The sequence below is a fragment of the Anoxybacillus thermarum genome (genome assembly GCF_000836725.1).
Classification (GTDB): domain Bacteria; phylum Bacillota; class Bacilli; order Bacillales; family Anoxybacillaceae; genus Anoxybacillus; species Anoxybacillus thermarum.
This window is the reverse complement of record NZ_JXTH01000017.1, coordinates 32,108-44,027: the sequence shown is the minus strand read 5'-3', so window position 1 is coordinate 44,027 and position 11,920 is coordinate 32,108. Positions and strand designations below refer to the sequence as shown.

Genomic DNA, 11,920 nt, shown 5'->3' with positions numbered 1-11,920 from the left:
TCCAAAAGGGCCGCCAACAAGACAGCGAACACCTTTTGAAGAGTTCTGACTAATTGTTCCTCCAGCTCTTTTAATAAAGGCCATTCTGTGGTAAAATGTTTCATGGACTCTCTCCCTCCTGTTTTATTGATGTTGGTCATCACCATCATAGCAGGGAGAGAGTCCTTTTTGCATGACATTTGCTTTTTTCTACCGCGCTTCGCTTGGTGGCCCCGACGAGCGTCGCGAACAAAAGTTCGCAACCCTCGTCGGGGAATCATTCCTGAATGTCACCCACAAATATTTTACTCACACTTGAATGACAGCATCATCTAGTTTTGCAGCAAGCGATTTCATCACATTTTCTAAATGTAAAGCAGATGCGATGCGAGCGACTAGCGAAATAGCTAACAAATCGTTCGCCAACTGTTTGCTTTCAATAAATTGGATAATTTCCGTTTCACTATGAACACGAGCAAGCAATTGCAATACGTTGTAAAGCGCTTCGTAACTTTTTCGATTAAACGAAAGTGCACAAGAAAAGTGATATATTGCTTTTTGTAAATTTCCTTTATGTTTGTAAATTTGACCAAGCAACATATGTGGATCATACTCAACGTATTCAAACGTTTTAATGGTGTAAGGATACTTTTCTTTGTTTTCAAGTAAGTATTCGAGCTGCTTTAAAGCATCATCGTAGCGATGTTGCAAGTAGTAAATTTCCCCGCGCAAAAATTGAAAGTCGGCTGTTTCGCTATATATATTCTCCACATCAGCAATTACTCGCAAAGCATCATCAAACCGCTGTAAATACTTCAAACATAAAATAATTTGCACAAGGCAATACGAAACCCAGCTTAGACGAATATCTTTTTTATGTTGATACGCTTGAATAAATGCTTGCAGCGCTTGTTCGACTTCCCCTTTTGAAAGATGCTCGTTTCCTAAATTAAAATAATCGAAAGCAATGCTCTCTCCTGCCTCCATCTCACGCTCAATCAATTGCGCATTTCGGTCATGCTTTTTCTTTTCTGCCACTACATGCCGCATATAACCTGTATGATAAACAGTTAAAATACCTGGCTTAGCTTCAACATACTTCCCGCTTACATGCCGCAATTGTTCATGAATCGCACGATCGTATCGCAAATATGGCACATTGCGATAAATGCGCGTATGGCGATGTTGAAGCACTCGTTCACCGTACGCACCTACAAAGTTGTAAATACCCACGTCATAAGCTTCTACACGACCATCAGTTTGTTTTAATTGTTGTATCATCTCTTGCAAGTTCGTACGTTCAACATACTCATCGGCATCTAATACGAGAATCCACTCCCCTGTCGCATGTTGCTGGGCAAAATTGCGGGCGTCAGCAAAACTATTCGTCCATTCAAAATCATATACTTTATTCGTATATTTCAACGCAATCTCTTTCGTTGCATCTGTTGAACCTGTATCAACAATAACGATTTCATCAACAATACCATGCACAGAATCTAAACAACGTTGCAATACTTTTTCTTCGTTTTTTACGATCATACATAACGATAAAAATGGTTTCATCGTATTTTTTCCTTCCTTCACTCTTTATAGATGTGTTCATCTACTGTTTATATCGGATAAAAAGGTGAAGATGTGAAGAGGAGGAGGAAAAAAGTATTGTCCATTTCCCTAATCTCAAATTTATACATTCAATTAGCTAGCGCCCAGCTTACATAATTCTCCGATATTTGAAAAGTCCAATAATGTTATTGCTTAATTAATACATTTGTATTAAAATAAGAACAAATGTTCTTATTAAGAGGGGAGGAAAAAACACATGGAAATACTTCAACAGTTATCTATTGAGACGTTAAGCATGATTAGTGGAAAGTTACTAGGGGATGCAAATATCAGTATAGAAAAAAATCGCCATCCACGATTTCGCTTCGCTCATTGTGCTAGCGATAAAGCATGGTGTTTTTATTGTTACGAACAATTAAACAAATATCTTCCTCTTTCAAAACCGAGATATCGAAAAATCCTAGACAATCGCATCAAAAACGGTTTTACTGAGCAATATTATACCCAATCGTTTAAATCAAGAGTGGTCTTTCAACTAAAAGAGTTATGGTATCCAAATGATCGCAAAACCATTCCATTTGAATTTTTAACATATTCATTTACACCTATTTGTTTAGCGTGGTGGTATCAGGATGATGGACACTTAAAAATCGAAAATAATCAAGTAAAAAAAGTTATTTTATCAACAGATGGATTTACAAAAGCTGAAAACGAAACATTAATTCAGCTAATAAGACGAAAATACAGCCTAAACTTTTCTTTAGACAAACAAAACAGACTTACTCTTTACGATAAACCGCAAATTTTTTATTTTATACGCTTAGTTAAACCATATGTGCACGAAAGTATGAAACGGAAAACCACTATTCCTTCCATTTCAAAAGAATTTACCAAAAAACGGACAACTATCTATTTACCAAACGTACTCCATATCACTCGACCTACTAAAGATATTCACGCAATGTTAGAACAACTTCCTGTTTTACACAACAAGTTATCGAATGAACATACGTACAAAAAATTGTTTGCAGAAAAATTCCCGGTATTGAAAATAAATAAAACAACAGCCAAACCTTATCAAATTGAACTAACCAAAAAACATATGGAACAAATCCATGCTTGTAGGGAAACAACAGGTTTAACAGTCAGTCAAGTCGTGCATCTATGCGCTATTCATAGCACATAAAAAGAGACCTTAGCAAACCTAAGGCCTCTTTTTGATTCATTAGCGGAGCAATTGTAATACTCCTTGTGGTTGTTGGTTGGCTTGCCATGCCGCAACGTCTTTCGATCGTTGTGTAGACTATCTCTTCACCTTTCTAGCCGTTTGGCTAGCGAAGGGCTGGGCACTTCGGGAATTTCCCTACGGACTTCATCACCATAGCTCTCGCCTTAGGTGGTATGTCCTAGTCGTTGAACCTTCTCCAGAGTTTCCTCACAGGAGCTTGGCTGCTGATTGCCCATTGTAGCATCTTTCCTTTTTTCACGCCGTCACGCTTGCCGTTTCCAGCTTCGTTGTGGCAAGGAAAGCTTTAGGGCTTCCCAGCAATTCACCCAGTTATCCTCTTAGCCGTTTCCAGCTAAGACGCCCTTCCAATCAAATTACCGAAGTAACTGCAAAACTCCTTGTGGCATTTGATTGGATTGAGCCAACATTGCTTGTGCTGCTTGAGAGAGGATGTTGTTCTTCGTGAACTCCATCATTTCTTTCGCCATCGTGCGAACATTTGCTTTCGCAAATGACTAGACTATATCTTCACCCTCAGCTTTACCTGTTAGGGGCCGGGCACTTCGGATTCACGATGTCTCTCACCATCGCTTCACCTACGGGTTTCATCGCCATAGCGCTCGCCTTAGGCGGTGTACCCTAGTCGTTGAACCTTCTCCAGACTTTCGTCACAGGAGCTTGGCTGCTCGGTTGCCCAATCCTTTGACTTTTCAAGCCATCACGCTTGCCGTTTCCAGCTTCGTTGTGGCGTCAAAGGCTCTAAGGGGTTTCCAGCAATTCACCCGGTCATACTCCTAACCGTTTCCAGTTAGGACGACTGTGCTTGTCACCGCTTATGCGGCTAAAGCATAATCTACGTCGCGAATACGAGACTCAGCTGCTGTTAAGTTTTCTGCAGAAGTAGATAAGTTGTTAATTGTGTACTCTAAGCGATTTTGCAACGCACCAAGCTTAGAGCGCTCTTGCGATACTGCATTAATCGCAGCATCAATTTTAGCAATCGACGCACTAGCTAAAGAGTTGCTTCCGACAGAAATGTTTCCTGCATCGACAGTCAGCGCAGTAGCATCCATGTCCGCAATAGATAAGCTAATGATTTGATTACTGTTCGCTCCTACTTGGAACGTTGCTGTTAAAGTACCGTCAAGCAAGTTTTTTGTGTTAAATTGCGTCGTAGTTGAAATACGGTCGATCTCTGAGATAAGCTGGTTCAATTCTTTTTGAATTTGGTCGCGGTCAATTGTTGTATTCGTGTCGTTTGCACCTTGCACCGCTAACTCGCGCATGCGTTGAAGAATCGCATGTGTTTCGTTCAATGCACCTTCAGCTGTTTGGATTAATGAAATCGCGTCTTGTGAGTTTTTCGCTGCCATTTCTAACCCGCGAATTTGTCCACGCATTTTCTCAGAGATCGCCAAACCTGCTGCGTCATCGCCAGCTTTGTTAATACGAAGACCTGAAGACAATTTCTCCATGTTTTTTGCTGCAGCGCTTTGTCCAGCTGTCAATTGACGATGCGTATTTAACGCCGCGATGTTGTGGTTAATTCTCATTTTATATTCCTCCTTGAATATGTTTTTCCCACGTCCGTGTGGTTTTGTTCAGCAAGAATGAAGTCGGCCGCCCTTCTTTCTTGCTCTCACGTTTATTATCGGTTGTTTTTTTCAAAGTTTAATAGGGTGATGAAAAAATTTTATACTTTAATGTCAAGAAATTGTGAAAACGGTGATGGCTGCTGGATTTCTTTAACGATGCGCGCTGGGTCGTCTTTATGTTTGTTAATGATTTCGTTTAATGCTTGCTCAGCCATTTGCTTGTTGTCTTGGACGATGCGCGCGATCACTCCGGGAACGTGAACGCCGCCGATGCTAACGCTCATTTTCTTCCCCTCCTTTCTTTAATTGATGCGATAGCTGTTGAAGAGAAGTCATAGAGGCGAGCGATGCTGCGTTGTTTTCTTGTTGGATGGCGAGATATATTTCTTTTCGATGCACATCAATATGTTTCGGTGCGCGAATGCCGAGCTTCACTTGCTCGCCATCGATGGCGAGCACGACGACTTCGATATCATCGCCGATTTGAATCGCTTCTTTTAGTTTACGCGTTAATACAAGCATCGTTCCCGCCTCCTTACTTCGCTTCAACCGTTTCTGGAAACAAGCGATGTTTCGTTTTATACGGTGTATTTGTTAAAATAACTTGCTTGCCGATTCTTTCGTGGACGTTAATGACGACGGGAGCTTGTAAGTTCGCGGTCGTATTTGTAAATGGCTCGGCGACCGTTAAAATGACGTAGAGCGCCACGTCGTTCTCTTCTTTTATTTTCAGTACGTCGCATGTGGCATCGTCTAGTTCGATCTCGTACATCGGAAAATACGAAAACGGCTCGATCATGACGAAAGCAACGTCTTTATTTTTTACCGACTGTAAAATCGTAAAAGGCGAGTCATGGATCGGCAACAAAGCAAACTGCTTTTCATGTTCAAAACCCGGCAGCCCGTTTTCAAATGAAACGATTGCCATGTCAGACAGCTCAATCGTTCCGTGGTATTTCGTTTCGATGTTCATGTTCATCCCTCATTTATACGCTCACATCGATGCGCAAATTGTTATGACGTGCTAAATCGATATGCACGACGTTCGGTTTATAGTCGATTTGTACAGGACGCGGTTCGATATGAATGCGCGCTCCTGACGTTTGCCAATTCATCTCGATGCGCCCTTGTTCAAAGCCGATTTTTACGCTAAATGGGCGTGGAACTAGCCCGACGTTATAGTCGAAAGGCGGGCGCTCGCTGTTCGCTTGCGCTTGCATCGCAAGCACGTCGCCGCCTTGTTCAATGCGCATTAACTCATCGCCTTGCATCGCTGTCGTTTCTAAATATGATAACCAGCTCGCATACCCTTCTTGCGCGGCTTCTTCAATGCGGCGAAAAATATGTTTTAAATCGACATCCGCGCGCGCTTCCGTTTGATCGATCGTTACGCGCGGAGGTGTCGTTTTCATTTCCAATTGCGGTTGCGGCTGCTTAATGGACATATCCGCTTGTTGTTGGCGCATATGCATATACCCGCGTTCAACTGTAATAGATAGCTGAGGAAATGTTGCTTGCATCGTCAGCTGCGGGATTTTCATCGTTCATCATCCCCTTAACGCAAGAAATCGACGAGCGTTGGCTGAATGATGCGCGCCCCGACAGAGAGCGCTGCCCGATGCACGCTTTCTTGCGACTTTAATTCCGTAATAATTTTTTCAATATCTGCATCTTCATTATCGGAAATCATTCGTTTGGCGATCAGTTGTTGTTCAGATAGGCGCTGTTCAACAAGCTCTAAACGGTTCACGCGCGCCCCTAACTCTGCCCGTTCGGCAAGTACGTCGTTCATATGCCCGTCTAGTTGAGAAAGCAAGCCATCTAAATTTCCTGACGGATTCGCTAATTCATCTTCAATTTCCTGCAACGTATCGAACAATTGTTGTTTAAATACATTATTAGGCGTAACGTTAATTTTTAACTTTACCCCTTTTGCCACTTCAACCATAAAATCGTCGTTGTTGTTCGACACAGTCGGCGGCGCGCCATCTGTCACAGGCGCTTGTTCGATTTTTGTGCCGTTAAAAATGTATTTGCCTGCTACTTTTGTGTTGGCGACTTGTACTAAGTCTTTTTTCAACTGCTCAATTTCTCGTGCGATCGCTTGACGATCTTCTGGACCAAGCGTGCCGTTTTTCGCTTGCACAACGAGCTCGCGGGCGCGCTGCAAGACGCTCGTTGTATGACTTAACGCCGACTCCGAGTTTTCCATCCACGTATACGCTTCTGATAAATTGCGCTGAAATTGTTCAATTTCCGTTAAGCTCGTGCGGTAGTGCATTCCTTTCATCGCCACAACAGGATCTTCTGACGGGCGGTGAATTTTTTTTCCTGTCGCTAGCTGTTGCTGATACGTGCCGAGCTTATCGTAGCTTTTGCTGACGTTGCGCAGCGTATTGTTCGCTAGCATCATTTGCGTGACGCGCATATGTTACTCACCTACCTTCCGACAAGTCCCATGTTATTAATGATTTTGTCCAACATTTGGTCGATCATTGTAATCATGCGCGCGGAGGCGTTATAAGCATGCTGGAATTTCATCATGTTCATCATTTCTTCATCGAGCGATACGGAGCTGACCGCCATGCGCCGTTCGTCAACTGACTGGCGAAGCGTTTCGCTATTTTGCGATAACCGTTTCGCTTCTTGGGCATTGACTGCCATTTGACCGATTAAGCTTTCGTAAAAGTTTTGGATCGTTGTCGTATTTCCTGCGATATTCATCGTTCCGTTTTTTACTTCGGCTAACGCTTGCGCATTGCTTCCGTCACCAATTTGTCCTAATGCTGATGCGGCAATATTGTCAAGCGAATCTTTAATGGCTTGTGCAATATCTAACGTTCCAGCTGGATCGGTTGCATCGTAAGTGAAAAACGGCTTAGTCGATCGGGAAGCAGCATTGCTTTTTATTTCTGTCACGCTCCATCCACTAGAATGCACCGTATTAAACTGATCAGCAAACGCCTTTGCCATGGCATTTAAATCCTCTAGCATTTCGGGATATAATCCTTTCGTCGTTGTACCTCCGTCTTCGCTATAACCATAAGAATAAAGAAGAGCTCCTACTTTTCCATTTTCTTTTAAGCGTTCAAATGTTGAAAATGATGCATCGCCAAGAGAAAAGCCAACGATCGGACCCGTTTTAGCTACATGATCTTCGTATGTCACTTGAAATTCATTGACTTTCCCAAGTCGCCCATCAACAAGAGTGCCGATAACTGTGCTGCCTGTTCGATCCACTATCTCTACTGTAAAACGTCCTTCCGCAATTTTTAAGGAACTTCCGCCGCTTGGCACAGGGGTCACTTTAATATTCACATATTGCGACAATTCATCTAACAGCCGATTTCGTTCATCATATAAATCGTTCGGCAAGTAGCCGTGCACTTCAACTTCGCTAATTTGTTTGTTTAAATCGTTTAACTGGCGCGCTAATGAATTGACTGCCTTTACCGTTACATCCAACTCATTTTTTATATCGTCGCGAATCGATTTTAAAGAGCTTGACAAATAATGAAACGTTTCGGCTACCGCCATGCCACGCTGGCGAACAACCGAACGGGCACCTGAATTTGAAGGATTGACGGCTAAATCTTGAAGCGACTGCCAAAAACGATCCAGCGTCTTCGCAAGCCCTTCGTCTGACGGTTCGTTCATAATTTCTTCCATTTTATACAACGCTTCTGCACGCGTATTCCAATAGCCGTATTTCATATTCTCGCCACGATATTGCACATCTAAAAACTCTTCCCGCATCCGCTGCACTGTGCCACCTTCCACACCTGTGCCCATTTGCCCTGGCATGACAGGACGGTTTTTCGACGCAAACGGATATGGCGGCGTTTGTTCAAAGTTTACACGTTGGCGCGAGTAACCCGGTGTGCTGGCGTTTGCGATATTATGACCGGTCACATATAGCGCTTGTTGTTGAGCAGTCATTCCTCGCCGTACCGTTTCTAATCCATGAAATGTTGAAAGCACAAAAAAACCCCCTTACGTTTTTGCTTCAAACGACGACCGCGGCGGCAATTCATCCGTTCTCTTCGGGTCATACGTCACATCTTGTTCGTTCGGTATCATAAGATCAAGGGTAAAATGAATAAACTGAAGCGACTGTTGCAATAGTTGCATATTGAGCTCGTTTTGCTCTTTCAGCCGTGCGATTGTTTCGCTTAAATCGCTTGCTAAGTCGAGCAGCTTTGTACGTTCCGTTTCTTCCAACTGTTCCGCATAACGACGAACCGTCCGCTCTTCTTTAGGTAGATGTGAAAAAAGGCTCATTCGTTCGCTCTCGAGCTGGCGAATGGCCATGACATATTTTTGTTCTTTCGCCATCATTTGTTGTAACGCATGAATGTCGTTTTTTTTAATCGCTTCTGTTTTTTGTTCTGCCAGCTGCAGCAACCCGCGGTGAAATGCCAGCAACTTTTTCATAAGATCGATCATATTCATTCGCCCCGTCATCGTTTATAATAGCGCAATACGCTTTCCGCAATGGCACGCGCATCGATCGCATACGTGCCTGCTTGCACTTCTGCTTTTAACCGTTCCACTTTTTCTAACCGCTCTGAAGAAAATTTCGCCGCTTCTTGCAATTCTTTTGCCGCGTTTGAAATTTCCACTTGATCTGTTTTTTTCGCCGCTTTTGTCGGCTTTTCAACGCGCGACGTCCGTTCATACGGATTGACGCTCATCGGCTGAATACGATTAATTTTCATCATCCCACCTCCACCTCGCTTTCCCCGTTCTTCTCTCCTTATAATTATTATCGGCGAAAAGAAAAAAATGTTTAGTCGTTTCTCTCTGTAAAATATGTCGTTTGACCCTTCGCTTGTCTTTGCCGTTCTTCTTCTTTTTGAATTTTTTTGATTTCTTTTTGGATCCCGCCGATGCACTTAGAACATAGCCGCCCTTCGCGGATCGTCGCTCCGCACTTTTCGCACGGATAACCGAGGTTAGGAAAATGGACGAGCTGCAAGCGTCCTTTTTTAATCCATTTAACAATTAACGCTTCTTCTACACCTGTCGCTTCAACGACTTGCGGCATCGTTGCTGTTCGGTTTTCCCGTTTTCGAATAAATGCATACACTTTTTCAAACAATTTTTCTTCCTCTTTATAACACGCCTCGCATACATCTCGAAATTGCGTCCGCACAAACAAACTTCCGCATTTTGGGCAGTTCTCTAACATCGTTCATCCCCCTCACGTATATATGTTAATAATAAGCCCTTGAATTTCACCGACAAGCCCAAGCAAGTCAAGCCCTTTTTTCTCTTTATCCAATACCGCGTTTGTCAGCTCCACTAACTTTTGATCGACTTCTTTCACAAGCTTATAAATTTTCGTCCGTCCCCCGCGGCTAAATCCGCGCTGTTCTTCGAGCTGCAAACTATTTTTCACCGCATCATCTAAAAATTGCTTTATAAGCCTTTTATATGCTTTTAAATCTTCGACCGTTTGTGATTCCGCCAGCTTTTTTCCTTGTGCTTCAATTTGCTGCGCCATCGTTTGAAACCGTTCAAACAATACATCGCTTTTTTTCCTCTGCATCACTTCCGTAAACGACACCGACTCCATCGGCGCATCATCTTTTTTCTCCACGCGTTGTAACGACGCACGCGACACTTTTTGTACTTCCATCACTGTTCACACCTTTTTCTTTATATTATGCCACACGTACAAAAAAAGGGCGAGGCCGCATCGACCTACCCTTTTCACCCATTAGCTTTTCAGCAATTGCAAAATTCCTTGCGGCAGCTGGTTCGACTGTGCGAGCATCGCCTGTGCCGCTTGGTTTAAAATGTTGTTTTTCGTGAAGTTTGTCATCTCCATCGCCATATCTGTATCGCGAATGCGCGACTCAGAGGATGTTAAGTTTTCATGTGCTGTTTTTAAGTTGTTGATTGTATGTTCGAGACGGTTTTGGTAAGCACCGAGTTTGCCTCGCTCTTCGGATACTTTGCGGATCGCTTCGTCAATAACTGAAATCGCTGCACGAGCAACTTGAGCAGAAGAGGATACATCGATTCCAGCTTCAGCGTTTACGCCTACAGTGAGAATAGTAGTCCGGTCCGCTTTTCTGGCTAATCCTAGACTTGCCGCATCCATGACACTTAAATCAAATGCCAGCGTTTCTAATTCATTCGCTCCAATTTGCATTTCAAGATTTAGTTTTTGGCCTTCTTTGTCCCCAAAATTACGATCAATCAATTGAATTTCTAGACCGTTTGAAAAACCAAATGATCCCCCGTCTTCTGTCCGATTCGTAGAGAGAAGCAACATATTATCTACGACACTGTGGAATGTCAACGCATCAACAGGTCTATTCGTAGTATCCGCTACAGCATCATCAAGAACATCCTTAATTTCATTAAGCACGTCTGTTACACTCTTGCCACTGACGTTAATGGTCGCTGTTCCTTCCGTTCCGCTCCATGAGTACGTATTGCTTGTTGAGTCGCTGAACGTAATTTTTAAATTATCTATTTTTAGTATATCCCCATTCTTTGGAACATCATTAAATGACAGCGTAAAAGATTCAGAAGTCGCCGATGTGCCACTCGCAACAAAAGTACTAACTTCAGTAGTTGAACTAGATGTAGGCAAATATTTTAATTTCGTATTATCAAAAGAAGAAGATACTTGAATTTGATTGGCTTCTTTTGGCGACATGTTTTTCGTCGTTAACAAAGTCAGTTGACCGTTGCTAATCGTTCCATCAGTTGCAGTACCGCTGTCCGAAGCATTAGTAATAGTACTCGCAGAACTAAACGTGCTATCATTTGCAATAATTGTATTTTTTAATGCTGTCATTAAGCTGTTAATGTTGGCAACCGCATCACTATCATCAACCGGAAGTGGATCCCAAGAAGAAACATCTACTCGAATATGGCTTGTATTTGTCACTCCATCCCCTTTCGCATCAATTTGGTATGTTTTTCCGTTAATCGTAAAAATTTGACCATCGATTCCATCATCGGTAAGCATCCCAAATGCTCGTGAAAAATCCAAGACAACTTGCGCTGGAGCAGTCGGTGTCGTTGTTACAATCCCTTCCCACGTTCCGTTACCGACATAACTCATTTTCGAAGAGTTCACTTCGGCAAACGCTTTTCCCTTTGGCGAGCCGCTAAACAAAAGTTTTTGGTTAAACTGGGTTGTATCAGCAATACGGTCGATTTCTTTTGTTAATTGATCCATTTCCGCCTGAATAGCTGCACGGTCACCGGGCTCAAGGGTATCATTCGCCGCCTGCACCGCGAGTTCTCTCATGCGTTGAAGAATGCTGTGTACTTCGTTCAACGCCCCTTCCGCTGTTTGAATAAGCGAAATGGCATCTAGCGCATTGCGCTCCGCTACTTCTAGGCCACGAATTTGCGAGCGCATTTTTTCGGAGATCGCCAAACCTGCGGCGTCGTCTGCGGCACGGTTAATGCGCAAGCCGGAAGAAAGCTTTTCTAAGTTTTTCGCTGTATTGGATTGGTTTACCGCTAAGTTGCGGTAAGCGTTCAATGCTTGAATGTTATGGTTAATTCTCATTTTGTCCGCTCC

Annotated in this window: 14 protein-coding genes and 1 pseudogene; 1 reads left to right on the top strand and 14 read right to left on the bottom strand. The window is 43.1% G+C overall.

What is annotated here, in order from left to right; all coding sequences use genetic code 11:
- Positions 1 to 288 precede the first annotated feature (288 nt).
- Positions 289 to 1,545, bottom strand: coding sequence for a glycosyltransferase (locus tag LH47_RS06045; protein WP_235341068.1), 1,257 nt, complete (start codon positions 1,543 to 1,545; stop codon positions 289 to 291).
- Between the two features lie 256 nt (positions 1,546 to 1,801).
- Here LH47_RS06045 and LH47_RS06040 point away from each other — a divergent pair, with 256 nt between their 5' ends.
- Complete coding sequence (locus tag LH47_RS06040) at positions 1,802 to 2,731, top strand: LAGLIDADG family DNA endonuclease (RefSeq protein WP_043965604.1); 930 nt, start codon at positions 1,802 to 1,804, stop codon at positions 2,729 to 2,731.
- A gap of 416 nt (positions 2,732 to 3,147) precedes the next feature.
- Here the strand turns inward: LH47_RS06040 and LH47_RS16545 are convergent.
- The 13 genes and pseudogenes from LH47_RS16545 to LH47_RS05980 form a co-directional block, all read right to left on the bottom strand.
- Positions 3,148 to 3,261: pseudogene (locus LH47_RS16545) on the bottom strand (flagellin); the annotation flags it as partial.
- A 345-nt stretch (positions 3,262 to 3,606) separates the two neighbouring features.
- The gene (locus LH47_RS06035) at positions 3,607 to 4,326 is read right to left on the bottom strand and encodes a flagellin N-terminal helical domain-containing protein (protein WP_043965602.1); all 720 of its coding nucleotides are present in this window, start codon (positions 4,324 to 4,326) and stop codon (positions 3,607 to 3,609) included.
- 140 nt (positions 4,327 to 4,466) lie between these two features.
- Complete coding sequence (locus tag LH47_RS06030; protein ID WP_043965600.1) at positions 4,467 to 4,652, bottom strand: hypothetical protein; 186 nt, start codon at positions 4,650 to 4,652, stop codon at positions 4,467 to 4,469.
- Positions 4,642 to 4,890: a carbon storage regulator CsrA gene (gene csrA / locus LH47_RS06025; RefSeq protein ID WP_043965598.1), complete on the bottom strand. Its 249-nt coding sequence runs from the start codon at positions 4,888 to 4,890 to the stop codon at positions 4,642 to 4,644. Before csrA ends, LH47_RS06030 begins: the two co-directional genes overlap by 11 nt.
- Before the next feature lie 13 nt (positions 4,891 to 4,903).
- Entirely contained in the window at positions 4,904 to 5,341 is a 438-nt protein-coding gene (gene fliW / locus LH47_RS06020) for a flagellar assembly protein FliW (protein WP_043965597.1), read from the bottom strand.
- A gap of 13 nt (positions 5,342 to 5,354) precedes the next feature.
- Entirely contained in the window at positions 5,355 to 5,909 is a 555-nt protein-coding gene (locus LH47_RS06015; RefSeq protein ID WP_043965595.1) for a DUF6470 family protein, read from the bottom strand.
- Between the two features lie 14 nt (positions 5,910 to 5,923).
- On the bottom strand, positions 5,924 to 6,796 hold the full coding sequence (flgL, locus tag LH47_RS06010; RefSeq protein WP_043965594.1) for a flagellar hook-associated protein FlgL: 873 nt from the start codon (positions 6,794 to 6,796) through the stop codon (positions 5,924 to 5,926).
- Between the two features lie 11 nt (positions 6,797 to 6,807).
- Complete coding sequence (gene flgK / locus LH47_RS06005) at positions 6,808 to 8,349, bottom strand: flagellar hook-associated protein FlgK (RefSeq protein WP_043965591.1); 1,542 nt, start codon at positions 8,347 to 8,349, stop codon at positions 6,808 to 6,810.
- Between the two features lie 12 nt (positions 8,350 to 8,361).
- Positions 8,362 to 8,814, bottom strand: coding sequence for a flagellar protein FlgN (locus tag LH47_RS06000; protein WP_043965590.1), 453 nt, complete (start codon positions 8,812 to 8,814; stop codon positions 8,362 to 8,364).
- 14 nt (positions 8,815 to 8,828) lie between these two features.
- Positions 8,829 to 9,089 (bottom strand): flagellar biosynthesis anti-sigma factor FlgM, encoded by a 261-nt coding sequence (gene flgM / locus LH47_RS05995; protein ID WP_235341067.1) that lies wholly within the window; start codon positions 9,087 to 9,089, stop codon positions 8,829 to 8,831.
- 68 nt (positions 9,090 to 9,157) lie between these two features.
- Entirely contained in the window at positions 9,158 to 9,559 is a 402-nt protein-coding gene (locus tag LH47_RS05990) for a TIGR03826 family flagellar region protein (protein ID WP_043965586.1), read from the bottom strand.
- A gap of 12 nt (positions 9,560 to 9,571) precedes the next feature.
- The gene (locus tag LH47_RS05985; RefSeq protein ID WP_043965584.1) at positions 9,572 to 10,009 is read right to left on the bottom strand and encodes a YaaR family protein; all 438 of its coding nucleotides are present in this window, start codon (positions 10,007 to 10,009) and stop codon (positions 9,572 to 9,574) included.
- A gap of 81 nt (positions 10,010 to 10,090) precedes the next feature.
- Positions 10,091 to 11,908: a flagellin N-terminal helical domain-containing protein gene (locus LH47_RS05980; RefSeq protein ID WP_043965582.1), complete on the bottom strand. Its 1,818-nt coding sequence runs from the start codon at positions 11,906 to 11,908 to the stop codon at positions 10,091 to 10,093.
- Between the last annotated feature and the right edge of the window lie 12 nt (positions 11,909 to 11,920).